A 24,055-nucleotide genomic window follows, 5' to 3' on the forward strand; every position below is an offset into this window, starting at 1 on the left:
CCTGTCGACCGGTGGGCTCCTGGGAGGGGGCCGGGCGGACGCGGATCGCGTGGCAGTGGGCGGGGGCGGGGGCGGGGGTGGGGAGGGGGGCGGGCGGCGAGGCGGACACGGTCGGCGCGCAGGGCCGGCAGGACCAGCTCGCGCATCTCGGGGTCGTCCAGGGCGGGATGGAGGTAGCCGGCGAACTCGCCGACTTGCGCGAGGAAGTTTTCGTCGGACAGGCCGGTGGCCCGCCGCTGGCGTCCCCGGGCCGCTTCCGGCGATCCGCTGACGAAGAGGTGGGTGAGCTCGACCCCGGGCTCGGCGACCAGACGGTGGGCCAGTTCGTAGGCGAGTACGGCACCAAGGCTGTGCCCGAAGAGGGCCACCCTGTGGTCACCGGCGCCGAGCCGTTCCCGCAGCTGGGCCACGAGTCCGTCGACGGCACTGTGCACGTCCCGGTGGGGCTCGTCGTCGATCAGCCTTTCACGGCCGGGCAGTTGCAGAGGCAGGATCTCCAGCGCGTCCCCGGCCAGGGCGGCCCACGGGCGGTAGAACGAAGCGCCCGCTCCGGCATACGGAAGGCACACCAGCTTGATGGTGCCGGCTGTGTTGGTCTGGTCATCCGTGGGCATGGCCGTCGGTCTCTCCTTGGTGGTGGGGGGCGGTACGGGGGCTCACTGCTCCGGGGTCACTCGCCCATGGCCTCGATCAGGCTCGTCGGGCGCATGTCGGTCCAGTGCTCGTTGACGTGGTCCACGCAGGACTGGCGGCTGGCGGCGCCGTGGACGACCGTCCAGCCGGCCGGCACCTCGGCGAACGAGGGCCACAGGGAGTGCTGGCCCTCGTCGTTCACCAAGACGAAGTGCTCGATGCTGTCGTCGTCGAAAGGGTTGGTGGTCATCTCTCTCCTCCTGAGGGACTCGTGGTTACTTCCGGAGGTGGCTGTCCAGCACCGGGCCGATGCGGCCCAGTGACGTGGGACGGGTCATCTCTCCGTGGGTGCAGGGGATGTCGTGGTTGTGGATGCGGCCTTCGACGTACGGCTGCCAGGAGCCGTACCGACCGGGCACCGCGTCCGGATCCGCCTCGGCCGTGAAGAACAGCAGGTCGCCGCGGTACGAGGTGGGGGCGAACTCGCCGAGCAGACGGCGGTTGTTCGCCGTCACGACCACCAACGCGGCCAGTTCGGCGTCATCGAGGCTGCCGGGCATGTCGGGTACACGGCGGACCAGTTCGGCGAAGCGGCTGTCCGTCAGTGGTTCCGTCTCGTCCTCGGGCACCTCGCGGCCGAGGATGGAGAGGAGGCTGCGCAGCAGCGCCGGGCGATCGGACGGGTCGGGACCCCGCCGAAGCCAGGCGCCGGGGAAAGAGTCCAGCAGCGCGAGGAGTGCGACCTGCTCTCCAGCCGCCTGGAGGCCGACTGCCACGTCGTACGCGACGAGGCCGCCCATGGAGTAGCCGAGCAGGTGGTATGGGCCGTGCGGCTGGATCTCACGGATGCGGGCGGTGTGCTCGGCCACCACCTCGGCCAGGCTGCCGGTCGGCTGCCGGCCCGGAATCAGACCACCGGACTGCAGCCCGTACAGCGGGCGGCACGGGTCGATGTGGCGGGCGAGCCCCGCGAATCCCCAGGACAGGCCGGAGGCCGGAGGGAGGCAGAAGAGGGGGGAGCGGTCGCCTCGGGTGCGCAGGGGGAGCACGGAGCCCAGAGGCGCCGTACCGGACTCGCCGGGTCGGTGGGTACGCGACCCTTCGGGGGCCTCCGGCTCGGCTGCACGCCGGGCCAGGGCCGCCACGGTCGGTGTGTCGAAGAGGGCGCGCAGGGGCAGTGCGGTGCCCAGCTCGGCACGGATGCGCGAGGTAAGACGGGGGGCCAGCAGAGAGTGGCCACCGAGGTCGAAAAAACTGTCGTGGACGCCGACGTGAGCCGCGGTGAGTCCGAGGACCTCGGCGAAGATCCCCCGCAGGGTGTCCTCCCGCTCCGTACGCGGCTCCGTCTTCGCGGCGAACCGTGCGTCCGGCGCGGGCAGCGCCTTGCGGTCGAGCTTGCCGCTGGCGGTGCGGGGCAGCGAGCCGAGGCTGACGAACGCCGAGGGAGCCATATGGGCGGGGAGGGCCCGGGCGAGGTGCTCGCGGAGGTCGTCGGCGGTCTTCGGCGCCTCCCCTGCGGTCCGGTGGGGGCTGGTCGCGCTGTTCCCTGCGCTCCCTACGGGGCCCGGCTCGGGGCCCGTCGCCCCCGCGGGCTGGGGGCCTGCTTCGGCTCCCGGTGGTGCCCCTTCGGCGGAACCACGTACGCGATGAGTTGTTTCTCGCCGCGGCCGTCCTCCCGTACCGTGACCGCTGCCTGCGCGACGGCGGGATGGGTGGCGAGTACGGCCTCGATCTCGCCCGCATGGGCCCGCACACCAGCGCCGACGACCCGTCCCGCTACCGTCCGGCCGAGGAGGCCGAGCACTGGCGTGGGCGCGACCCGATCGCCCGACTGGAGACCCGGCTGCGCGACCGCGGCCTGCTCACCGAGGACGACATCACCACCACGGCGGCCGAGGCCGAGGAGTACGCGGCCGGCCTCCGCACCCGCCTCGCCGAGGACCCCGCCCTGGACCCGCTCGCCCTGCTCGACCATGTGTTCAGCGCCCCGACCCCACAACTGATCGAGCAACGGGCCGCCCTGCGTGCCGAGTTGGAAGGAAGCTGACATGACGGTGACGACTCGGGCGACGGCCACGTCGAGTGCGACGGCCACCACGATGGCGAAGGCCCTGAACTCCGCCCTGCGGGACGCGCTCGACGCGGACGAGCGGGTCGTCGTCTTCGGGGAGGACGTCGGCCGGCTCGGCGGAGTCTTCCGGATCACCGACGGGCTCGCGGACACCTTCGGCGAACGGCGCTGCTTCGATACCCCGGCCTGCGAGGCGGGCATCGCGGGCCTCGCGGTCGGCACGGCGATGGCCGGGTTCCGGCCCGTCGTGGAGATGCAGTTCGACGCGTTCGCCTACCCGGCGTTCGAACAGATCGCCTCGCACATCGCCAAGCTCCGCAACCGCACACGCGGTGCCCTCACCCTCCCCCTCGTCATCCGCGTCCCCTACGGCGGCGGAATCGGCGGAGTCGAGCACCACAGCGACTCCAGCGAGGCGTATTACGCGCACACGGCGGGCCTGAAGGTCGTCACCCCCGCGACGGTGGCTGACGCGTACTCACTCCTGCGGGAGGCCATCGACGACCCGGACCCCGTGGTGTTCCTGGAACCCAAGCGCCATTACTGGACGAAGGACGACGTCCGACTACCGTCACGCACCGAGCCGTTCGGCACCGCAGCGGTCCGCCGCCCCGGCACCGCCGCCACACTCGTCGCGTACGGTCCGTCGGTCGCCGTCGCCCTGGAGGCCGCCGGGGAGGCGGCGACCGAGGGCATGGACATCGAGGTACTGGACCTGCGCACCCTCGTCCCGCTCGACGACCACGCCCTCACCGAGTCGGTACGGCGCACTGGCCGCTGCCTGGTCGTGCACGAGGCACAGGGCTTCGCCGGGGTCGGCGCCGAGATCGCCGCACGGGTCCAAGAACGCTGCTTCGACGCTCTGCGGGCCCCCGTGCTGCGCGTCACGGGCCTCGACATCCCCTACCCGCCACCGCTGCTGGAGAGCGCGCATCTGCCGGGTGCTGGGCGGGTGCTGGAGGGGTTGCGGCGACTGCTGCCCGACGGCGGACAGCCGGGCGCGGGCGTACGACGGGCGTTTCGGGTGCCCACCGCCGGGGCGGGCACCGACAGCCGGACCGTACGAACCTTCCGACTGCCGGACCTGGGTGAAGGTCTGGCGGAGGCTGAGGTACTGGAATGGACGGTCGCCGTGGGCGATCACGTCACCCACGACCAGACCGTGGCCGAGGTTGAGACGGCCAAGTCCGTCGTCACGCTGCCCAGCCCGTTCGCCGGGACGGTGACCGCCCTGCACTGCGCTGCCGGAGAGATCGTCAAGGTCGGGGCGCAGCTGATGTCAGTGGCGCAGACTTCGGGGGAGGGTGGGGCGAGTAAGGACTCGTCTGCTGCGGCAGGCTCGAGTGCGGACACATCTCCCGAGACCGAGTCGGGGGCAGTGCTCACGGGGTACGGAACCGGAGCGCGCAGTGGCCTCGTGGGGAACAAGGCCGGCCCCTCGGGGAACGGTGAGCTCGAAACCTCTCATCAGCCGGGCATCCGCATCCCCCTCGACGCAACCGCCGAGAAGTTCCTCCGCGCCCACCGCGACACACCCGCCATCACCATCTGGACGGACGCCGATGCCACTGGTCTGCTCACTGCCCGCGACACCCACGGCACGGGTCTGCTTCCGCTGCTGGCCCAGGCCTGCCTCACCGGGCTCGCCGCCTTCCCCGAACTGAACGCCCGGGTGGACACCGGCCGGGCGGAGATCGCCCGGCTGCCGCACGTGCACCTCGGCTTCGCCGCTCAGACCGACCACGGCCTGGTCGTTCCCGTCGTGCGGGACGCCGACCGGCTGCCGCTCGACGCTCTCGCCGCCGAACTGCGCCGCCTCACCGACCTCGCCCGGCGTGACGCGGTCCCCGCCGGCCACCTCACCGGCGGCACCTTCACCCTCAACAATTACGGTCCCCTCGGGGTCGACGGTGCCACCCCGATCCTCAACCACCCCCAGACGGCGATGCTCGGCTTCGGTCGCCTCGTCGACCGTCCCTGGGTGGTGGACGGCCGCGTGGAGGTACGCAAGGTCGTTCACCTGTCTCTGACCTTCGAGCACCGCGTCTGCGACGGCGGCACCGCGGCCGGATTCCTACGCCATGTGATGGCGGGCATCACTGCCGCATAACGCCCCGGAACAAGCCAATGAGGAATCAGAACAGCTCGACCCGCTCACGGCGCCGCCGGCTGACCCCCGCGGCGGCCCCGACCTCGGGGCGGAGTGCGAGACGGCTCGACGTCGCCGGCATGTCCCGCAACGCTTCGACATTGGTGACAGTGGGTAACCATGTGCGGATGCCGTCGGGAGCAATGGAGCGTGCTGCGACGCAGATCGGCCAGCACCGAGTCAGCACGCCACCAACCCCGTGCTGGTTCGGTGCTGACTTCGGGGGTCGGAATCACAGAAAGCCGCAGGTCCTAGCCTCGGTCGAATGAGTTGTCGTACCACTCGACGGTGGTGCCGATCAGACTGGCGGCGACGATGCCTTGAGACTGGCGGGGGTTTCCGGGGATGGGGGAGCGGTCGCGGGGGAGGACATCGATACCACTTCCAAGCGGTTGGCGGGGACGTATGCGTGTCGCCATACCGCAGGAATCCGCAGATCAGTGTCACATCTGGCGGGACACCATAGTTCTGCGTGCGAGGGTGCGTGCGGCCACCATGAGGGTTTCCGCGGGGGGAGATCGTCGAGTGCCCGGCACAGCGCGCCGCGCGATCTCTGTGGCCACCTTCGCACCGGGACGGCCTCCAGGCCTTCGCACCCTCTTTGCCGCCGTGTGAAACCTGTGTGACAGAAGCGTTGACTGGGTCGCGCACGAGAACCTATGTTCTGGCCGAGCTTACGAACCATGTTCGAAATACCGACAGAGTGTGAACTGTCGATGCGTTCCCCACCCCCAGCTCCAGTCCCAGAGGGAGTAGTCCGTGAGACCTGCGCTCACCCGTCGAGCGGTCCTCGGCATGATGGCCGGCTCGGCCGCCGCCACCTTCACCGGCGTCTCCGCCGGTACCGCCCACGCCGCCGTGCCCGCGTCACCCGGTGTGACGTACACGAACAACATCGCCGAGCAGCGGGCCGACCCGCACATCTGGAAGCACACCGACGGCTTCTACTACTTCACCGCCACGGTGCCGGCGTACGACCGCATCGTGCTGCGCCGCGCCACCACGATCCAGGGGCTCTCCTCAGCCACCGAGACGACCATCTGGACCAAGCACGCCAGCGGTGCGATGGGCGCCCACATCTGGGCTCCGGAGATCCACTTCATCGACGGCAAGTGGTACATCTACTTCGCCGCCGGTGACGCCAACAACATCTGGAAGATCCGGCCCTACGTCCTGGAGTGCACCGCCGCGAACCCGATCACGGGCGCCTGGGCGGAGAAGGGGCGTATCGCACTGCCGCTCGACACCTTCTCCCTGGACGCGACGACGTTCGTCGTGAACAGCACCCGCTACCTCTCCTGGGCGCAGAACGACCCGGCCGTCGGCTCCGGCACCAACATCTACATAGCGCAGATGTCCAGCCCGTGGACCATCACCGGCACTCCGGTCATGCTCAGCCGGCCGACCGCCTCGTGGGAGACCGCCGGAGGCCAGACGGTCAACGAGGGCCCGGCCGTGATCCAGCGCAACGGCAAGGTCTTCATGACCTTCTCGGCCAGCGCCACCGACGCCAACTACTGCATGGGCATGCTGACCGCCTCCGCGTCGGCCAACCTGCTCAGCGCCTCGTCCTGGGCCAAGTCCGCCGGTCCGGTCTTCGCCAGCAACGCCGCCACCAGCCAGTACGGTCCCGGCCACAACCAGTTCACGGTCTCCGAGGACGGCAAGTCGGACATCCTCGTCTACCACGACCGCAGCTACAAGGACATCAGCGGCGACCCCCTCAACGACCCCAACCGCCGCACCCGCGTCCAGAAGATCTACTGGAAGGCCGACGGCACACCCGACTTCGGCATCCCGGTCGCCGACGGTCTCACGCCGATCAGGCTTTCCTCGTACAACTTCCCCGACCGGTTCATCCGGCACTGGGAGTTCCGCGCCAAGACCGAGCCGAACGTCTCCCCGCTGGCCGACTCGCAGTTCCGGGTCGTCACCGGTCTCGCCGGCAGCGGCACCGTCTCCCTGGAGTCGGCCAACTTCCCCGGCTACTTCCTGCGCCACAAGAACTTCGAGGTGTGGGTGGAGAAGAACGACGGGACGGCTACGTTCCGCAGTGACGCCTCCTTCACCGCCCGGGCCGGCCTCGCCGACTCCGCCGGGGTCTCCTACGAGTCGTACAACTTCCCGGGCCGGTACATCCGCCACTACGAGTACCTGCTGCAGGTCCAGGCTCTCAGCACGGCGACCGACCGGGCCGACGCCACCTTCTACACCCAGTGAGCCACAGCCCCGGCCCGTTACCCCTCAGCGGCTCCGAACCGTACGGTTCGGAGCCGCTGAGGGGTAACGGGCCGGGGCAGGACGAGCCAGGCAGGACTCAGTCGTCGTTTCTGGTGTTCTTGCTCGGCAGGAACGTCTGGCGTGCCCAGAGGCTCAGCAGCGCCGTCCCACCGACCAGCAGCGGCACCGGGTCGCGGGCCGGAGGAGCCAGGACGTATCCCAGCGCCGCGACCGTGCAGACCGTCAGGGGAATGAACGCCGCCGCACCCTCCATCCCCCATCGCAACGTCGGCTGAGCAGTGTCGAGGACGCTCGCCCCGCCGGGCAACCAGGGGCCGACGGCAACCACCAGCAGGCCCGCGGTGTTGCAGGTGTCGACCAGCTGACAGGACATCGCCTCAGGGTGGTGCGGGCCGGCCGTCCACAGTCGCAGGGTGTCGCCGATCAGCATGAGGGACAGCCCGACGATCCCCACCCACAAGGTGACTCTCTGGTCGCTCCGTACGAGGCGGCGCAGGGCGAAGAGGAAGCTGAGGAACACGACCTCCGCGGTCCAGAGGACACCGACCATCCCCGTCCCCAGCCGCCAGCCGTCAGTGGCCCCTCGCAGCAGTACCCATCCCGTCATGAACACGGCCCCGGCTGTGACGACCCCGTCGAGCACGCGCCGCAGCAACACGTGTCGGCCTTTGCCGGCATCGGCCGCGACCACCAGACCGGCCATCCCCAGACCGACCGTCAGCGTCACTCCGGTGACCACCACCGAACCGAGCAGCGATCGGTCGTACCGCCCCGAACCCGGAGGGTGAGCCGACAGTACGTTGACCGTCCCCCGGTACACCCCCCCGGCTACCGCCGAACCTCCCAACAGCAGCAGACGCGTCCGCACCCGTCCGCTCGCCCCCCACGCACGGAGTCCCAGGGAGATCGCCAAGCCCCAGCAACCGGTGGACGGCCCGAAAGCCACCATCTGCGCCACCGCGCTCCCGGCCGCCCACGGGCCGCCGAAAGTCAGCACCGCTCCCACGAGGCAGGCCACGCCCACCGCGCCCCAGGCCCACGCCCCTGTCCGATGGCGGTGGCCCGCCCGGACCCTGAGTACGTCCGGCGACTTCCCCAACCCCGACATCAGGCGCGCCTTTCCACCGGTACCCCCGCCCGCAAGGCCTTTCCCGCAGCCCTCGGTCCATGCAGAGACCGTAGAAGACGCGCCACCTGCCCGAACTGAACTATCGGCTCATTCACTCGTACTGCGTAAACGATGCTTACGGGGCACGGGGGGTGCATGCCCGGCAGCGGGGGCCGGGCGGTCGGGCCTGGCGAACCGGCGGCTGAAGTGGGCCGCTGGAGCGCGGCGCACAAGGAGCGTAGTGCGGGAAAACCCGCTCTGACCTCAGCGAACGGAACGCATTCCGCGCACAAAGATGCGTCAGTACGTCGTTGACCGGCGATCCCCGACAGGGCCAGGGTGAGGGAGCCACATCGGATCCCGACCACCCGTTTTCCGGTCACCGAACTGCGTGCAGGAGGCCGTGATGCTCCAGACAGACACCCGCGAACACACCGACTTCGCGGACGACCACGAGGGCGCCGCCGCGACGACGACCGCGGCCGCCGCGCCGGACGCACCGGCGGTCTGCCGCGAACTCCTCTTCCAGCGCTGCCTCTGGTGCGGCACCCCGGCCTACCGCCGTTCGTTCTGCCGTGCCTGCGGGTCCACGGCCTTCAAACGGGAGCGCAGCGAGGGCTCCGGGGTCGTCGTGCGCCGGTACGGCCATGTTCCGCACAACACCTGGTTCGTCGCGATGGACGAGGGCTTCAACCTGCTCTGCCAGGTCACCGGGACGGCACCGATCGCGGTCGCGGTGGGGATGCGAGTGAACGTCGTACGGTCCGTCGCGCCCGTCGGCCAAGGCCTGCCCCTCGTCGAACTCCCCCATCCGGCACCGACTCCGGAGCGCTGGTGGTGACGGGAAGCGGCCGGGACACGGTCACCTCGCAGACACAGGACGATCAGAGAGGAGGGTGCGTGGGCACCCAGCACAACGCACCGGACGGACGGGCCGGCGTTCTCGACGGAACGGGGCGCGGCGCGCTGGACGGTCTGCGCATCGCCGACTTCTCCCGGGTCCTCGCGGGGCCCTACGCCACGATGCTCCTCGCCGACCTGGGCGCCGACGTGGTGAAGGTGGAACGGCCGGGTATCGGGGACGACACCCGGGCCTGGCACCCTCCTGCCGACCACGACGGCACGTCGACCTACTTCCTCGGCGTCAACCGGAACAAGACGTCCGTCGTCCTGGACCTCACGACCGACGCGGGCGTCGAGCAGGCCCGCGCCCTGGTCGCCGAGTCCGACGTCCTGGTGGAGAACTTCCGTCCCGGCACGATGGAACGACTGGGGCTCGGCCCTCGCGAACTCCGCGCCCGGCACCCGGAGCTGATCTACTGCTCGATCAGCGGTTTCGGCAGCGGCGAGGGCGCGGAGATCCCCGGATACGACCTGCTCGTGCAGGCCGTCGGCGGGCTGATGAGCGTGACCGGCGACGCCGCCGGGGAGCCGATGAAGGCGGGTGTGGCCCTGGTCGACGTGATCACCGGGCTGCACGCCTCGCTCGGCATTCTCGCGGCCCTGCGGCACCGGGACGCCACCGGGGAGGGGCAATGTGTGGAGGTGAACCTGCTCGGCTCGCTGCTGTCGGCCCTGGTCAACCAGGCGTCGGCGTTCGCCGTCGCCGGTGTGGTTCCGGGCCGTATGGGCAACGCGCACCCGAGCATCGCCCCGTACGAGACCTTCCCGGCGGCCGATCGCCCGATCGCGATCGCGGTGGGCAACGACCGGCAGTTCGCGGCGCTCGCCAAGGCTGTCGGGGAGCCCGGTCTCGCTGCCGACGACCGCTTCCGCACCAATGCCGACCGGGTCGCCCACCGCACCGCCCTGCGGGACATCCTGACCGAACGGCTGGAGGGCGCCGGCGCGGATCACTGGTCGGCCGTCCTGCTGGCCGCGGGCGTGCCCGCCGGACCGGTCAACACGCTCGACGAGGCATTCGCCTTCGCCCACAAGCTCGGCCTTCCCGGCATCGTCGACATCCCCGCCGCACGCTCCGACGGACAAGACGGGACGCAGGGCGTGCCCTTCCGCCAGGTCGCGAGCCCCATCGCGCTGAGCGGCACGCCGGCGCAGTACCGCCTGCCGCCGCCGCGCCTGGGCCAGCACACCACCGAGATTCTCCACCGTCTTTCCGACCACGTCTCCGCGCCGAACGATGCGGCCGGCTGACCTCTCCGGCGCGGACACCGCGACCGAACCGATCACCACAACCTCCAGGAGCTCACGATGAGCGGCGCCAAGCCGATGAAGGACCCTCTCGACCTGCTTGACCTCTCCTCCACATTCAGCGACGAGGAGCGGGAGATCCAGGCCACCGTCGCCAAGTTCCTCGCCGACCGGGTGCGCCCGCACATCGGCGAGTGGTTCGAGAACGCCCACTTCGCTCGCGAACTCGCCCCGGAACTGGGCAAGTTGGGCGTGCTCGGCATGCACCTCGAAGGGTACGGCTGTGCCGGCACCAACGCCGTCAGCTACGGACTGGCCTGCCTGGAGCTGGAGGCGGCGGACTCCGGCTTCCGCAGCTTCGTCTCCGTGCAGGGCTCGCTGTCGATGTTCTCCATCTGGAAGTGGGGCTCGGAGGAGCAGAAGCAGGAGTGGCTGCCCCGGCTCGCCGCCGGTGAGGCCATCGGCTGCTTCGGCCTGACGGAGCCCGACTTCGGCAGCAACCCCTCCGGGATGCGCACCAGGGCCGTCCGCGACGGTGATGACTGGATCCTCAACGGCTCCAAAATGTGGATCACCAACGGTGGTATCGCCGATGTGGCCACCGTCTGGGCACAGACCGAGGACGGCATCCGCGGCTTCCTCGTGCCTCGCGGGGTGCCCGGCTTCACCACGCAGGACATCAAGCAGAAGATGTCCCTGCGCGCTTCCATCACCTCGGAGCTCTATTTCGACAACGTACGGCTGCCCGACTCGGCGCGGCTGCCCCTCGCGGAGGGCCTGCGCGGACCGCTGTCCTGTCTGAACGAGGCCCGCTTCGGCATCCTGTTCGGCGCGGTCGGTGCGGCCCGCGACTCGATCCAGGCAGCCATTCAGTACGCCGACTCCCGTATCCAGTTCGACAAGCCGATCAGTGGTTTCCAGCTCACCCAGAAGAAGCTCGCCGACATGAGTGTGTCCGTGGGCAACGCCGCGCTTCTCGCCGTGCACCTGGGCCGGCTCAAGGACCAGGGCCGCATCAGGCCCGAGCAGATCAGCGTCGGCAAGCTCAACAACGTGCGGGAAGCGATCGCCATCGCACGGGAGTGCCGCACCATCCTGGGGGCCAACGGCATCTCCCTGGAGTACTCGCCGCTGCGCCACGCCAACAACCTGGAGTCCGTGCTGACGTACGAAGGAACCAGCGAGATGCACACCCTGGTCGTCGGTCAGGCGATCACCGGCCAGGCGGCGTTCCGCTGACCGGGACGCCGGCCGCGACGCCGACCGTGACGGCTGAGAGAAGACACCCGTGAACATCGTCGTACTGGTCAAGCAGGTCCCGGACTCCGGTGCCGAACGCACCCTGTCCCAGGCCGACCACACCCTCGACCGCGAGGACGCCGAACTCGTCCTGGACGAGATCAACGAGCGGGCCGCCGAAGAGGCGTTGACGCTGAAGGAGACGACGGACGCCCACGTCACCGTCGTCTCCATGGGCCCCGACTCCGCGCTCGACGCCATCCGCAAGGTCCTGGCGATGGGCGCCGACCGGGGGATCCACATCTGCGACGACAGACTGCGCGGCGCCGACGTGCTGACCACCGCGAAGGTCCTGGCGGCGGCCGTGCGAACAATGGAGGACGTCGATCTGGTGCTCGCCGGCGACGCCACCACCGACGGCCAGGCGAGCGCGGTCCCCGCAGTCGTCGCGGACCTGCTCGGCCTGCCGCAGGTGACCCACGTGCGCAAGCTCGACGTGGACCTGGACGAAGACGCGGGACGGGTGCGCGCCGAGCGCGAGACCGAGGACGGCGAGTCGACGCTGGACGCCCCGATGCCCGCGCTGGTCAGCGTCACCGAGAAAATCAACGAGCCGCGCTACCCCTCCTTCAAGGGGATCATGGCCGCCAAGAAGAAGCCGGTGGACACGGTCGACCTCGACGATCTGTTCCCCGACGGGGACGAGGCCGGGTTCCTCGTGAGCCGCACCCGTGTCGTGGAGGCCGTCCCGCGTCCGCCGCGAACCGCGGGAACCCGCGTCACTGACGACGGTTCGGCCGGCCGGCAGCTCGCCGCGTACCTGATCGCCCAGAAGCTCGTCTGAACCGCCCGACCAGGAGACAGGCCCCCATGCCCGAAGTCCTCGTACTCGTCGACCACGACGGGGAACGTGTCAACAAAGCGACATACGAACTCCTGGCCGCCGCACGGCGGCTGGGGGACCCGGCCGCCGTCGTCGTGGGAATTCCCGGCACAGCGACGCGCCTCACGGAATCCCTCGCCCGCCACGGCGCCACGAGCATTCTCGTGGCGGAATCCACCGACGTGGCCCAGTTCCTCGTCACGCCCGCCGTCGACGCCCTGGAGCTCGCGGTCCGGGAAACCGCTGCCGCCGCCGTTCTGGTCTCCGCCACGACGGACGGCAGGGAAGTGGCCGGGCGTCTCGCCGCGCGGCTGGACGCGGGGCTGCTGGTCGACGCGGTCGACCTGGACTCGTCCGGGCTGGTCACCCAGATCGTCTTCGGCGGGTCCTACACCGTGCGCTCCCAAGTCACCCACGGCATACCGGTGATCGCCGTGCGTCCGGGCGCCTTCGAGCCGGAGGAGCATCCCGGAGAGGCAGGGAGGCGGGAACTGACCCTGCCGCCGATCGCCCCCGCGGCGTCCGCACGCATCACCGCACGGCGCGCCGCCCCCGCGGGCGACCGACCCGGACTCACCGAGGCGACCGTCGTGGTCTCCGGAGGCCGCGGTGTGGCAGGAGCGGACGGTTTCAAGGTGGTGGAGGAACTGGCCGACGCTCTGGGAGGTGCCGTGGGCGCCTCGCGCGCCGCGGTCGACGCCGGCTACTACCCGCACCAGTACCAGGTCGGGCAGACCGGCAAGACCGTCTCGCCGCAGCTGTACATCGCCCTGGGCATCTCCGGGGCCATCCAGCACCTCGCCGGGATGCAGACCTCCAAGACGATCCTCGCGGTCAACAAGGACCCGGAGGCACCGATCCTCGGCCTCGCCGACTACGGCGTGGTGGGCGACCTGTTCTCGGTCGCTCCCCAGCTCACCCAGGAAATGGCCGCCCGCCGCGCAGCCAACTGACGTCGAGCCCTGTGCCCGGGGCCGGAGCGCTGAGTGCGCTCCGGCCCCCTTCGGGCTCCAAGCATCCAGCAGCCGGTCAGGGCCCGCCCGGCGTGAGTTGCTCCACCGTCAGTGCATCGGCGCCCGCGTCAACGGCCGCCTGGGCAGAGGGGCCGTCCGGACCCGCCTTCTCGGGGAGCCTGATGCGGCGGCAGACGGAGACACTCAAGCCCCGGAGCCGCGCACCTCCTGCTCCTGGAGGACCAGCCTCGCGAGTGAGCCGAGTTGGGCACCTCGCTGTGCGCCGCGCGCCCAGGCCCGGACAGATGCCGGTCGCCACGGCCGAACCACTCAGACTCGCGCGCCGTCGTCGGCACCTCGGCTCAAACGCGGCCCGACTCCTTCCAGCCGACTCTTCAGCACGCACGCCGGGCGTGGGGCGCTCCCCCAGAGGGACCGCCGGGCCCGCAGCCCCGCGCCAGCCCCCGTGTGATGTTCAGTGACGGCGCCCCCAGCGCCCCCAGCGCCCCCAGCGCCCCCAGCGCCCCCAGCGCCCCCAGCGCCCCCAGCGCCCCCAGTGCCCCCGGCGCCCCAGCGCCCCCAGTGCCCCGGAGTCCCGGCGCCCAGGCGTCCCGGGGACCGCACACCGCAGTTGCCGCCGCCACCCGTACTCGCCGTTCGGCGCAGCAGGACCGCACCGTCTTGGACCGGATCCGGAAACAGTGTGGATGCTCCGTGACGACGGCGGGCGTGCGGGACGCCCGCACACGTGGGGCACCCCGTCGCCGCAGGCTCTCAAACCCTCAGGCCGCCTGGTAGCTGAAGAACCCCTGCCCCGACTTACGGCCCAGCAGCCCCGACTCGACCATGCGGCGCAGCAGCGGGGGAGGAGCGTACAGCGGTTCCCGGTACTCCTCGTACAGGGCCTCGCCTATCGCCGCCACGGTGTCCAGGCCGATGAGGTCGGCGAGGCGCAGCGGGCCCATGGGGTGTGCGCAGCCGGCGGTCATCCCCGTGTCGATGTCCTCCGCCGTCGCGGTGCCGGAGCTGACCATCCGTACCGCCGCCAACAGGTAGGGGATCAGCAGGGAGTTCACGACGAAGCCCGCGCGGTCCTGCGTGACGATCGTCTTCTTGCCCAGAACCTCGCCTGCGAAGGCACGCACGCGCTGCTCCGTGGCTTTCGAGGTCTGCAACGAGGGGATGACCTCGATCAGTGGCATGAGAGGGACCGGGTTGAAGAAGTGCAGGCCGACCACCGCCTCCGGTCGTCCGGTCGCCGCCGCGAGCCGGGCGATGGGGATCGAGGAGGTGTTGCTGGCCAGGATGGCGGCCGGGTCGGTGACGATCTCGTCCAGTTGCCGGAACAGTGCCGTCTTGGCCTGCTCGTTCTCGACGGCGGCCTCGACGACCAGGTCGGCCCCGGCCAGCCGGGAGAGGTCGGCGGTGACGGAGATTCCGGCCAGGACGTGTGCGCGGTCGCCGGGGGCGATGGTGCCGCGTTTCTCCGCCTTGAGCAGGGAGTCCGCCACGCCGGCGAGTCCGGCACGAGCCCTGTCCTCGGTCACGTCGCACAACGTGACGTGCAGTCCGGCACGGGCGCAGACCTCGGTGATGCCCCGGCCCATCTGCCCGGCGCCGACGACCCCCACGTGCTTGATCGATGTCATGTGTTCCTCCGCCTGTTCCAACGCCCGGCGGCGGTCGACCGACGCCGCCACGGTCTGTGGTGCCGTGTTGAGCGTAGGACGGGAACACCCCCTCTGACCTGCTCCGACAGTGCGTCATCCGCGCACAAACATGCGCTCGGGCGGACCTGACGGACCTGACGGACCCGGCGGCGCTGCCGAGCAGAGGGCCGAGACGCCCTCAGTGGACTGCGGATCACGGAATGGGCCCCGCGCGGGTGCCGTGGAGGCTCCCTGGCCGGCGCCGCCTCGCCGCCGGGAGCTCCCGCCCGCACCCCGCACCCCGCACCGGAGCACCGCTGCTTCAGCCGGCGACGACCGTGGCGGCGGCGGCCTCGCGCAGCCGGCGGATCAGGCCGCGCACCGCGGGCGAGGTCTCGCCCCTGCGGTAGGCGCCCACCAGCCGGGTGGTCAGGGACACGTCCGCCAGCGGACGGTAGGCCACCCCGGGGATGTGCACGCGGCGCAGGGAATCAGGGACCAGAGCCACCGCGAGACCACCGCCCACCAGCGTCAGAGCCGCGATGAAGTCCCGCACCGGGGGAGCGCACCGCGGGCTGAACCCGCCTTGCTGCGCCACCTCGAGGATCTGGTCGCGGCAGCCGTACTCCTCGTCGAAGTGCGGGGCCACGAACCGTTCGTCGCGCAGCTGCGCCGCCGATATCGCCTCGTACGCCGCCAGCGGAGCTCCGGCCGGCAGCGCCAGGACGACCTCCTCGGTGAGCAGGCAGGTGGCCGTGACTTCGGGCGGGTACTCCGGCCGCCAGCGCAGGAAGCCGACGTCGATGTCCCCGCAGGCCAGCGCTTCCAGTTGGGCCGGTGTCTCCAGCTCGCGCACCTGTACGGTCAGCTCGGTGCCGGGGGCCGCGCAGCGGGTGAGGACGTCGGTCAGCACTCCGGAGAACGTGGCTGAGGCGACGTACGCGATCTGGGCGTGCCCCAATTCCCCGCGACCGGCGCGACGGCCCACGGTCTCGGCGCGGGAGACCTGGGCGAGAGTCAGCCGGGCCTCTTCGAGAAAAAGCCGCCCGGCGCTGGTGAGCGCCGGGCGGCTGCGCCGTCCGCGGTCGATCAGCCGCACGCCCAAGTGCGACTCCAGGGCCCTGATCTGGGCGCTGAGCGCCGACGGGGCAAGATGCAGACGGTCCGCCGCCCGCGCGAAGTGCAGTTCCTCCGCGACGGTGACGAACGATTCCAGCCAGCGCAGTTCCACCGGCTCCTCCATCCTGCCGGGCCCGTACTGACGTGAGTACGGGCCGTGTGCACGGCTTGTGTGAAGCACCCCGCGGCGGCGTCAGGGCAGAACAGGCCCGCCGCGGGGTGAGTACGGGGTTTTGGGGGCATGGCCGGTCAGAGGGCGTCCGGACGCTCGCCGGGGCCTCGGTTCAGGGGAGGACGACGTAGTTGCTGAACCCGCCGTCGCGGTCCTGGAGCCCCGAGATCGCCTCGTTGACCTTGGCCAGCGGGAACGGCTTGGCCTGCAGGTAGGACAGGTCCAGGGCGCCGGTGCCGACCATGTCGGCGAGTTCCTGCCCCTGGGCGGTGCTGAACCAGTTGGAGCCGATCAGCTGGACCTGCTCGTCCATGAGCCACTTCACGTCCACGGGCAGCCGGTCGGCCACTCCGCCGACGTTCACGACCCGGCCGCCCCTTCGGACGCCCTGCATGGAGTCGAGCATCGTCTCCACCGGAGCCTTGGCGCCGAGTGCGCTGATCACGTAGTCCGCGCCCTCGCCGCCGGTGCGGGACTTCGCCCACTCGCCGGTGGAGCCGTCACCCAGCCGGAAGACCTCGACCCGGTCCGGGGCCAGTTCCTTGACGCGCTTGAGGAGTTCCTCGTTGCGGCCGGTGCCGAGGATCCGGGACGCCCCGGAGGCCAGCGCGAGCACGGTCGACGCGACACCGAGGGTTCCGGTGATCCCGTCGATCAGCGCGACCTGGCCGGGCCCTGCGGCGGCGTTCTTGAGGGCGCCGTAGGACGTGCCGATGTAGCCGAGCTTTCCGGCCTGCTCGAACGTCATGTTGTCCGGGATGTTGACGATCGAGGACTGCGGGGCGGTCATGTACTGCGCGAAGCCGCCGTACGGATACAGGTCGAAGATCCGCTGTCCGTCACGGGAGGTGCTGAAGTAGCCGTTCAGTGTGAAGTAGCGGCACCGGCTCAGTTCACCGCCCCGGCACACCTGGCAACTACCGCACCCGCGCAGGGGATTGACGTAGACCCGGTCACCCGGCTTGGTGTTCAGCACCGCCTCGCCGACGGCTTCGACCACGCCGGAGGCGTCCAGGCCGAAGATGGCGGGGAACTTGGGCAACGGCTGGTGCGGGAACCAGGTGGGCCAGTTGTTGATCACGTTGGCCATGTTCGGCACGATCCCGCACGCCTTGACCCGCACCAGTACGTCGGTCGGCCGCGGGGTGGGCACGTCGATGGTGTCCACCGACATGGGCTCACCGAGCGCGTGCAGTCGTGCAGCGAGCATTTTCGCCATTGAAATACTCCTTGGAACTGCTCCGTCCCAGTCGGCCGGAGGCGGAGACCCTGAAAAAGGAATTACCTAGGAATTCGGGAAAGGATTGGGGTAGTTGGCTTCGAGGTCGATGTCCAGCAGCCCCATGATGCGGACGCCGGAGTTGTACCAGGCGATGGACAACGACAGTTCGACCATCTGCTTGTCCGTCAGATGCTCGGCCGCGGCATTCCAGGTCTCCTTGGAGACCTCGACCCGGAGCGTGGACTCCTTGGCGAGGCGCATCACCGCCTTCTCCACCCCGTCGAACAGGTCGGACGACTCGAAGTCGGCCACCGCCGCGAGCTGTTCCCCGGTGAGCCCGGCCCCCAGCCCGTGCGACTGGTGGTGCGCGACCTCGTACACGGACCGGGTCGCGTGGCCCACGGTCAGGATCGCCAGCTCACGCAGCTTGGGGCTGAGGTCGGCGGCGCGCAGCGAGTTGGCGTAGGTGAGGAAGGCGTCCAGCTGGGCCGGTGCATGGGTGAGGGCGAGGAAGATGTTCGCCGTCGGTACCTTGCGTTCGGCCTCCAGCCGGTCGTACAGGGGCTTCTGTGCCTCGTCCGCGTCCTCGCGACGCAGGTAGGGGACTCGTGCCATGGTGGCTCCTCGGGGGGACGTGTCGTACGAAGGGTCAGTGGGCGGACTGTTCGAGCAGGTACCGCTCCATCGACATCGGCCGGGGCAGCTCGGCCGGCGGGATCTGCTTCACGCCGACGAAGGGCGACGCCTCGAAGTACCACTTCTCCAGGGCCGGCAGTCCCCAGCGGGCGTTGGTGCTCAGCGCCGCCGCGTCCCAGCGCACGGGCTCGATCTCGGTGTCGATCGTCTGGTAGTGGCTGTTGAAGACCTCCACCCGGTGACCGTCCGGGTCGCGGAGGTAGGCGAAGAGCATCCCGCCCGGACCGTGCCGCCCCGGGCCGCGCTCCACGCCGTCGCCGTAGCCGAGAATGCCCGCCCAGTCGCAGGCGGCGAAGATGTCGTGGCTCTCGGAGACGGTGTACGCGAAGTGGTGCAGGGCGGGCCCGGTGTTCTCGATGATCGCCAGGTCAAGGCAGGTGCCCTTGCGGTACATGAAGGCACCCAGCAGCTTGTCGCCGTGCTCCAGGTACTCCGAGTTGCGGAAGCCGAGCTCGCTGTAGAAAGCGCACAGCTCGTAGGTGTCGGGCGCGAAGATCTGGTAGTGGTCCAGGCGCTGCGCGTGGGCACCCTTGTAGGACGCGAAGTCGATGTGCAGCCGCGGCCGCGTCTCCATGGTCGCGCACAGTTCGAGCGGCGTGCCGATGGGGTCGCTGACGTGCAGGGTGCGGCCCTGGTACGGGACGTCGACCCACTCGGCGGGCAGGCCCCGCTCACGGAACCAGGCGTACGCGAGGTCGAGATCCTCGTCGAAGAAGACCCGGAAGCCGATCCTCCTGGACCTGCCGCCGCCCTCTTCGTCCAGCTCCAGGACGAGGCTGTGGTGGCAGGCCTCGGCCAGGCCGCGGAGGTAGCAGGTGCGCTCGTCCTCGTCGCTGACGACGAGGCCCAGGGCGTTCACGTAGAAGTTCCGGCTCTCGGCCAGGTCGGCCACGGTGAGACGCACATGACTGGCGCGGGTGATGTTGAAACTGGGGCGCAGATTGACGGGAGGCAGCATGGTGGTCTCCGGGCTCCGATCGGCTCTGGATTTCGATGACTGTAATACTTCGAGGCTGTTTTACGGCTTGGCAGCGGAAGGCACCGAAGTCGTGGAAGACGCGGAATCCGCGAAGGTGAAGGCAGACCATCCGCTGAATTCCGCGGATTCGCCGAGGGCCTCCTCGATGCGCAGGACCTCGTTCCATTTGGCCATGCGCTCGGAGCGGGTGAACGAGCCCACTTTCAACTGGCCGGCGTCCCAGCCGACGCTCAGATGGGCGATGGTGACGTCCTCGGTCTCTCCGGACCGGGCCGATACGACCGTGCCGAAGCCGGCGTCCTTTCCGGCGCACAGGGCCTGGTAGGCCTCCGTGACGGTACCGGCCTGGTTCGGCTTGACGAGGACGGCGTTCGCCGCCCCGCTGGTGGCCGCCGCCTCTACCCGCTTGGCGTTCGTGACCAGGTAGTCGTCGCCGATCACCTGGCAGCGGTGGCCGTAGCGCCGGGTGAACTCCATCATCCCCTCGTGGTCGTCCTCGCCCACCGGGTCCTCGACGGAGAGGATCGGATACTGGTCGACCCAGCCGCCCAGCATGTCGACCAGTGCTTCGGTGTCCAGGGTGCGGTCGTCCAGCGCCAGCGTGTACTGCCCGCCGCTGCCGAACTGCGAGGCCGCGACGTCCAGCGAGATGCCCACCTGGGAGGAGGGCGCGAAGCCCGCGCTCTCGATGGCCAGGGTCAGCATCTCCAGCGCCTCTTCGTTGGAGTCGAAGGCGGGCCAGAACCCGCCCTCGTCGGCCACGCCCTGTGCCTTGCCGGCCTTGCGCATCAGGGCTCCGGCCGCCCGGTAGATCTCCGCCGTCCAGTCCAGGGCCTCGGAGAAGCTCCGTGCCGCCGGGCAGACCACCATGAAGTCCTGGACGTCGACGCGGCGGTCCGCGTGGGCTCCGCCGCCGAAGATCTGGATCTCCGGCAGCGGGATGCGGACCGGCCGTCCGCCCGCCAGGTGCTGCCACAGGGGCACGCCCGCCGACGCGGCGGTGGCGTGGAGGACCGCCATGGACGTGGCCACGATCGCGTTGCCGCCCAGTCGGCTGCGGTCGGGGGTGCCGTCGAGGCTCACCAGGAGCCGGTCGACGGCCTCCTGGTCACCCGCGTCACGGCCGGCGAGGGCGGGGGCGATCTCGTGGTTCACCGAGCCCACCGCGCGCCGGACGTCGAGCCCGCCGAAGCGGCTGCCGCCGTCGCGCAGGTCGAGGGCCTCGCCCTGGCCCGTCGACGCGCCCGCCGGCGCGATCGCCCTGCCCACCGCACCGTCCGAGAGGTGGACCTCGACCTCGACGGTCGGCCGACCGCGGGAGTCCCACACCCTGCGGCCGTAGAGCTTGGCGATCCGCGCGTCTGTCATTGCGGTGCGACCTTTCGGAGTTCGGACGATCGGGCCAGGAGAATCGGGCCAGAAGGATCGGTCGGAGAAAGCCGTCCGTGCCGGTCATCGGGGGCGTCCTCGAAGCCGGAGGCGACGGAAGGCGTACGGAGCAAGGTCCTCGCTGACGAAACGGGCTCGGCCGGCCCCCGCCGTGCGGCACCTGGATCGGCGCAGCGGCGCTGGGCACGAGCGAGAAGGTCATGGCGAAGGTTGCTCCTTCACTGCGGCTCTTCGTGCTAACGATAGCGCAATCGTGCAAAGCGGTGACTGCTCTGTCAAGAGCGGGGCGTCGCCCGATCTGGCGGCGGCCACCTGGTTCGGTGCCCTCTTGGTTGCCCCGAGGGTCAATGCTATCGTTCGCACAGCCGGTGCTCCGGTGAGAACTCCGGCGGACCCGCGCCCTTCTGGACGACGGACAGCACAGGGGGCGCGGGTCCGCCGGGCCGCAAGCCGCCCGACAGGGAAGAGAGCCCGACATGACACTCCAGCCCTCCGTGGCGCCCATGACCCTCACCACCGTTGTGGCCAGTACGCGCCCCGGACGTGTGGGCAGATCCGTCGCGGACTGGTTCGCTCTCCGCGCCTCGGAGGACGACCGGTTCGAGTCCCACACCGTCGACCTGTACGAACTCGCCCTGCCCTTCTTCGACGAGCCGCATCCGCCCGCTCTGCGGCAGTACACGAAGAGCCACACCCGCGCGTGGAGCCGGATCGTCGACGCGTCGGACGCGTTCGTCTTCGTCACCCCGGAGTACAACGGCTGCTTCCCCGCCCCGTTGAAGAACGCGTGGGACTACCTCGCCGTGGAGTGGCAGCACAAGCCGGCCGCGTTCGTCAGCTACGGAGGCGTCTCGGCGGGCACCCGCGCGGCGCAGATGGGCAAGCAGGTCGTGGCGAACCTCAGGATGCTGCCGATCGGTCCGACCGTGAGCATCCCGTTCGTCAACGGCCTTGTCGAGGGCGGCGATTTCAGGCCCGGCAAAATACACGAGGCCGCCGCCGAGCAGGTGCTCGACGAACTCGCCCGCACCGCCCGCGTCATGGGGCGACTGCGCAGGGGAACGTACTGACCCGTGCCGCACATGCGAAGGCGCCCGGAGTGCATTGCTCCGGGCGCCTTCGCATGTGCGGGTGAGGCCGCCCCTGGCTCAGACGGACCTGGGCGGAGCTGTCCCGCCAGGCGGTGCCGTGCTGCCGCGCAGGACCAGTGAGCCGGGGGAGACCGACGTGTACGGGCCGTCGTTGCCCGGCTTGGTCTTGAGCCGGCGCATCAGCCACAGCGCGCAGCCGGTGGCCATCTCCTGGATCGGCAGCCCGATCGTGGTCAGTCCGGGCCCCCACCAGGAAAACCCGGGCTCGTCCCCGAACCCGACCACGGACAGCTCCCCGGGCACCTTCACGCCCTGCTCGGACAACTCCTCCAGGACCCCGATGGTGAGCTGAACCGATCCCAGCACGAGCGCGGTGGGCACGTCCGGCCCCTTCAGCAGCCGGCGCACCGCCTGGCGGCCGTAGTCCACGGACGACGGCGGTCCCAGCTCCGCCCGCCCGGCGTCGTCGGGCAGGCCGCCCTCGCTGAGGGCGCTGCGAAAGCCGCGCAGGCGCTCCGCGCCCGTGGGCAGTTCCTCGGGGCCGCCCATGTACGCGATGCGGGTGTGCCCCTGGGCCACCAGGTGGGCCGCGGCCTGGCGCAGCGCCTCGTGGTCGTCCACGCCGAACCACTGGGAACCGAGCAGCGGGTGGCGGCGCAGCAACTGAAGGTGCGGCAGGCCGCGCAGGAGCTTGACGGAGTCGCCGTGCGGGCGTGCGGTGGGCACGATGATGACGCCGGCCACGCGGTTGGCGGACAGCTCGCGCAGGTGGCGCAGCTCCACCATCCGGTCGTCGTCGGTCTCCGAGAGCATCAGCTGGAAGCCTTCGGCCTCCATGTTCTTGGACAACTCGTGCGCGATCGTCGAGTAGAAACTGTTGCGGATGTCCGGGATGACCAGCGCGACCACGTTGCTGGACGCTCCGCGCATCATCCGTGCCGCCCGGTTGCCGACGTATCCCATCTCGGACGCGGCCTGGCGGACCCGGAACTTGGTCTCCTCGCTGATGCGGGGATCGTCGGAAAGCGCCCGGCCGACCGTCGAGACGGAGATTCCGAGGCGTTCGGCGATGTCCTTGGTCGTGATCACGTAAGGGCCCCCTCGAGCTGACTCATCCCATTGCCGTCACTTTCCGTATGCCAACGATAGCATTTTCGTCGCACTGCGTGGTCGGAGAGGTGGCTGCGCCGGATTGATCATCATCATTGTGCTAACGTTAGCATTGCTGAATGGGCCGTGCAGCCGCCCGCGGCTGCCTAGTTGCGGAGGTGTCCGTGCGGATCGTCAGGTATGCCGTCAGGGGCGTGCGTCACTACGGAGAGCTGGAATCCGGCGACGAAAGGATCGCGCGATTCGACGGTGATCCCTTCACCGGACTGTTCCCTACGGGGGACGTCGACGAAGTCGGCGACGTGGTGGTTCTTCCGCCGCTCGAGCGACCCCGGATCTTCGGATTCGCCTACAACTACGCCTCGCACGTCGACGAGACCGACCGCGAAATTCCGGAAGTTCCCGTGTGCTTCATGAAGCCGAGCACCGCGGCGATCGGACCGGGTGACGCGATCGTCTATCCGGCGGATGGCGAACTCATCCATTTCGAAGGCGAGTTGGTCGTCGTCATCGGAAAGGAAGCCCGCCATGTGAAGCCCTCCGAGGCCCATGAATACATCCTCGGCTATACGTGCGGCAATGATGTCAGCGACCGCATCGTCCAGCGCAAGGAAAGCGCGTTCGGAACGCTGCTGATCGGCAAGGGGCAGGACACGTTCGCCCCCCTCGGGCCGGTCATCGCGACCGGACTCGACCCCTCGGCACTGTCGCTGACGACCCGCCTGAACGGCGCCGTCGTGCAGTCGGCGAGCACCGCCGACCTGCTGCTCGACGTTCCCGGCATCGTCAGCTACCTCAGCCGCCATCTGACACTGCTGCCCGGAGACGCGATCATGACCGGCACGCCGTCCGGCGTCGGGCCGATCCGCCCCGGGGACGAGATCGAGGTGGAGATCGAGGGCATCGGTGTCCTGCGCAATCCGGTCGTGGCCGAGAGCCTCTGACGTCGGACCGTTCCTAGAGACTGAGTGGGAGTGAGTCCTGTTGCCAGGACTGCTGCTCAGCCGGGTGTCCCGAACGGTGTTGGGCACCCTGGTCGCCCGTTTTCGCTCCACCACCGGGCGGCGCGCATCCGGTGCGCGGTCCGGGAATGTGGGGGCGGGTTTCCTCACGCCTGCGGGTGTCCGGTCGGGCCTGGGCGATCCGATGCCCACCACGATCACTCTGGTCGGGTCGGGTCGGGGCGGGGCGGGGCGGGGC

At 70.1% G+C, this 24,055-nt stretch carries 22 protein-coding genes and 1 pseudogene; 10 read left to right on the plus strand and 13 right to left on the minus strand.

The genetic code is table 11. From position 1 onward, the window contains the following. From KUM49_RS35100 to KUM49_RS50870, 4 genes are all read right to left on the minus strand, one after another. On the minus strand, nt 1–614 hold a 614-nt coding region (locus KUM49_RS35100; RefSeq protein ID WP_217241009.1), incomplete at its 3' end, for a thioesterase II family protein. A gap of 56 nt (nt 615–670) precedes the next feature. Continuing rightward, complete coding sequence (locus tag KUM49_RS35105; protein WP_217241010.1) at nt 671–883, minus strand: MbtH family protein; 213 nt, start codon at nt 881–883, stop codon at nt 671–673. A gap of 25 nt (nt 884–908) precedes the next feature. Then, nucleotides 909–2,084 carry a thioesterase domain-containing protein gene (locus KUM49_RS35110; RefSeq protein WP_254402273.1) on the minus strand — a complete coding sequence of 392 codons (1,176 nt, stop codon included), beginning with the start codon at nt 2,082–2,084 and terminating at the stop codon, nt 909–911. Nucleotides 2,085–2,188: 104 nt separating this feature from the next. Next, complete coding sequence (locus tag KUM49_RS50870; RefSeq protein ID WP_374200238.1) at nt 2,189–2,437, minus strand: hypothetical protein; 249 nt, start codon at nt 2,435–2,437, stop codon at nt 2,189–2,191. Between KUM49_RS50870 and KUM49_RS49020 the strand changes: the two genes are divergently transcribed. From KUM49_RS49020 to KUM49_RS35125, 3 genes are all read left to right on the plus strand, one after another. Continuing rightward, nucleotides 2,375–2,680: a thiamine pyrophosphate-dependent enzyme gene (locus KUM49_RS49020; RefSeq protein ID WP_254402277.1), complete on the plus strand. Its 306-nt coding sequence runs from the start codon at nt 2,375–2,377 to the stop codon at nt 2,678–2,680. The genes KUM49_RS50870 and KUM49_RS49020 overlap by 63 nt on opposite strands. 1 nt (nt 2,681) lies before the next feature. Then, nucleotides 2,682–4,814, plus strand: a complete 2,133-nt coding sequence (locus KUM49_RS35120) for a 2-oxo acid dehydrogenase subunit E2 (RefSeq protein WP_217241011.1) — start codon at nt 2,682–2,684, stop codon at nt 4,812–4,814. A gap of 834 nt (nt 4,815–5,648) precedes the next feature. Then, a complete protein-coding gene (locus tag KUM49_RS35125; RefSeq protein ID WP_217241027.1) occupies nt 5,649–7,073 on the plus strand; it encodes a family 43 glycosylhydrolase in 1,425 nt (474 codons plus the stop codon). A gap of 97 nt (nt 7,074–7,170) precedes the next feature. Here KUM49_RS35125 and KUM49_RS35130 read toward each other — a convergent pair whose 3' ends face one another. Then, nucleotides 7,171–8,202, minus strand: coding sequence for a hypothetical protein (locus tag KUM49_RS35130; protein WP_254402274.1), 1,032 nt, complete (start codon nt 8,200–8,202; stop codon nt 7,171–7,173). Nucleotides 8,203–8,608: 406 nt separating this feature from the next. Between KUM49_RS35130 and KUM49_RS35135 the strand changes: the two genes are divergently transcribed. Genes KUM49_RS35135 through KUM49_RS35155 form a run of 5 tightly spaced genes read left to right on the plus strand, consistent with a single transcriptional unit; the run spans nt 8,609 to nt 13,428 of the window. Further along, the gene (locus KUM49_RS35135; protein ID WP_217241012.1) at nt 8,609–9,043 is read left to right on the plus strand and encodes a Zn-ribbon domain-containing OB-fold protein; all 435 of its coding nucleotides are present in this window, start codon (nt 8,609–8,611) and stop codon (nt 9,041–9,043) included. Between the two features lie 59 nt (nt 9,044–9,102). Next, a complete protein-coding gene (locus KUM49_RS35140; protein ID WP_217241013.1) occupies nt 9,103–10,356 on the plus strand; it encodes a CaiB/BaiF CoA-transferase family protein in 1,254 nt (417 codons plus the stop codon). A 57-nt stretch (nt 10,357–10,413) separates the two neighbouring features. Then, nucleotides 10,414–11,592 carry an acyl-CoA dehydrogenase family protein gene (locus KUM49_RS35145; protein ID WP_217241014.1) on the plus strand — a complete coding sequence of 393 codons (1,179 nt, stop codon included), beginning with the start codon at nt 10,414–10,416 and terminating at the stop codon, nt 11,590–11,592. A 49-nt stretch (nt 11,593–11,641) separates the two neighbouring features. Next, on the plus strand, nt 11,642–12,436 hold the full coding sequence (locus tag KUM49_RS35150) for an electron transfer flavoprotein subunit beta/FixA family protein (protein ID WP_217241015.1): 795 nt from the start codon (nt 11,642–11,644) through the stop codon (nt 12,434–12,436). Between the two features lie 26 nt (nt 12,437–12,462). Beyond that, nucleotides 12,463–13,428: an electron transfer flavoprotein subunit alpha/FixB family protein gene (locus tag KUM49_RS35155; protein ID WP_217241016.1), complete on the plus strand. Its 966-nt coding sequence runs from the start codon at nt 12,463–12,465 to the stop codon at nt 13,426–13,428. 782 nt (nt 13,429–14,210) lie between these two features. Here the strand turns inward: KUM49_RS35155 and KUM49_RS35160 are convergent. The 6 genes from KUM49_RS35160 to eno form a co-directional block, all read right to left on the minus strand. Then, nucleotides 14,211–15,077: a 3-hydroxybutyryl-CoA dehydrogenase gene (locus tag KUM49_RS35160; RefSeq protein WP_217241017.1), complete on the minus strand. Its 867-nt coding sequence runs from the start codon at nt 15,075–15,077 to the stop codon at nt 14,211–14,213. Between the two features lie 322 nt (nt 15,078–15,399). Beyond that, complete coding sequence (locus tag KUM49_RS35165) at nt 15,400–16,308, minus strand: LysR substrate-binding domain-containing protein (RefSeq protein WP_217241018.1); 909 nt, start codon at nt 16,306–16,308, stop codon at nt 15,400–15,402. A 172-nt stretch (nt 16,309–16,480) separates the two neighbouring features. Then, on the minus strand, nt 16,481–17,578 hold the full coding sequence (locus KUM49_RS35170) for an alcohol dehydrogenase catalytic domain-containing protein (protein WP_254402275.1): 1,098 nt from the start codon (nt 17,576–17,578) through the stop codon (nt 16,481–16,483). 75 nt (nt 17,579–17,653) lie between these two features. Next, nucleotides 17,654–18,205 (minus strand): carboxymuconolactone decarboxylase family protein, encoded by a 552-nt coding sequence (locus KUM49_RS35175; protein ID WP_217241020.1) that lies wholly within the window; start codon nt 18,203–18,205, stop codon nt 17,654–17,656. A 34-nt stretch (nt 18,206–18,239) separates the two neighbouring features. Further along, complete coding sequence (locus KUM49_RS35180; RefSeq protein WP_217241021.1) at nt 18,240–19,244, minus strand: VOC family protein; 1,005 nt, start codon at nt 19,242–19,244, stop codon at nt 18,240–18,242. A gap of 60 nt (nt 19,245–19,304) precedes the next feature. Then, nucleotides 19,305–20,633, minus strand: a complete 1,329-nt coding sequence (gene eno, locus KUM49_RS35185) for a phosphopyruvate hydratase (RefSeq protein WP_217241022.1) — start codon at nt 20,631–20,633, stop codon at nt 19,305–19,307. Between the two features lie 497 nt (nt 20,634–21,130). Here eno and KUM49_RS35190 point away from each other — a divergent pair, with 497 nt between their 5' ends. Next, nucleotides 21,131–21,724 (plus strand): NADPH-dependent FMN reductase, encoded by a 594-nt coding sequence (locus KUM49_RS35190; RefSeq protein ID WP_217241023.1) that lies wholly within the window; start codon nt 21,131–21,133, stop codon nt 21,722–21,724. A 78-nt stretch (nt 21,725–21,802) separates the two neighbouring features. Here the strand turns inward: KUM49_RS35190 and KUM49_RS35195 are convergent, their stop codons facing one another. After that, nucleotides 21,803–22,834 (minus strand): LacI family DNA-binding transcriptional regulator, encoded by a 1,032-nt coding sequence (locus KUM49_RS35195; RefSeq protein WP_217241024.1) that lies wholly within the window; start codon nt 22,832–22,834, stop codon nt 21,803–21,805. A 185-nt stretch (nt 22,835–23,019) separates the two neighbouring features. On the opposite strand from KUM49_RS35195, the gene KUM49_RS35200 reads away from it, so the two are divergent. Next, nucleotides 23,020–23,799, plus strand: a complete 780-nt coding sequence (locus KUM49_RS35200; RefSeq protein WP_217241025.1) for a fumarylacetoacetate hydrolase family protein — start codon at nt 23,020–23,022, stop codon at nt 23,797–23,799. Nucleotides 23,800–23,812: 13 nt separating this feature from the next. Here KUM49_RS35200 and KUM49_RS49025 read toward each other — a convergent pair. Further along, nucleotides 23,813–24,055 (minus strand): annotated as a pseudogene (locus tag KUM49_RS49025) (IS200/IS605 family accessory protein TnpB-related protein); the annotation flags it as partial.

This window comes from Streptomyces sp. AC555_RSS877 (assembly GCF_019049245.1).
Classification (GTDB): Bacteria; Actinomycetota; Actinomycetes; order Streptomycetales; family Streptomycetaceae; genus Streptomyces.

Coding starts and splice junctions, on each gene's coding strand:
- KUM49_RS35105 (WP_217241010.1), bottom strand. CDS start 883: ATGACCACCAACCCTTTCGACGACGACAGCATCGAGCACTTCGTCTTG.
- KUM49_RS35110 (WP_254402273.1), bottom strand. CDS start 2,084: ATGGCTCCCTCGGCGTTCGTCAGCCTCGGCTCGCTGCCCCGCACCGCC.
- KUM49_RS49020 (WP_254402277.1), top strand. CDS start 2,375: ATGGGCCCGCACACCAGCGCCGACGACCCGTCCCGCTACCGTCCGGCC.
- KUM49_RS35120 (WP_217241011.1), top strand. CDS start 2,682: ATGACGGTGACGACTCGGGCGACGGCCACGTCGAGTGCGACGGCCACC.
- KUM49_RS35125 (WP_217241027.1), top strand. CDS start 5,649: ATGATGGCCGGCTCGGCCGCCGCCACCTTCACCGGCGTCTCCGCCGGT.
- KUM49_RS35130 (WP_254402274.1), bottom strand. CDS start 8,202: ATGTCGGGGTTGGGGAAGTCGCCGGACGTACTCAGGGTCCGGGCGGGC.
- KUM49_RS35135 (WP_217241012.1), top strand. CDS start 8,609: ATGCTCCAGACAGACACCCGCGAACACACCGACTTCGCGGACGACCAC.
- KUM49_RS35145 (WP_217241014.1), top strand. CDS start 10,414: ATGAGCGGCGCCAAGCCGATGAAGGACCCTCTCGACCTGCTTGACCTC.
- KUM49_RS35155 (WP_217241016.1), top strand. CDS start 12,463: ATGCCCGAAGTCCTCGTACTCGTCGACCACGACGGGGAACGTGTCAAC.
- KUM49_RS35160 (WP_217241017.1), bottom strand. CDS start 15,077: ATGACATCGATCAAGCACGTGGGGGTCGTCGGCGCCGGGCAGATGGGC.
- KUM49_RS35170 (WP_254402275.1), bottom strand. CDS start 17,578: ATGCTCGCTGCACGACTGCACGCGCTCGGTGAGCCCATGTCGGTGGAC.
- KUM49_RS35175 (WP_217241020.1), bottom strand. CDS start 18,205: ATGGCACGAGTCCCCTACCTGCGTCGCGAGGACGCGGACGAGGCACAG.
- KUM49_RS35180 (WP_217241021.1), bottom strand. CDS start 19,244: ATGCTGCCTCCCGTCAATCTGCGCCCCAGTTTCAACATCACCCGCGCC.
- eno (WP_217241022.1), bottom strand. CDS start 20,633: ATGACAGACGCGCGGATCGCCAAGCTCTACGGCCGCAGGGTGTGGGAC.
- KUM49_RS35190 (WP_217241023.1), top strand. CDS start 21,131: ATGACACTCCAGCCCTCCGTGGCGCCCATGACCCTCACCACCGTTGTG.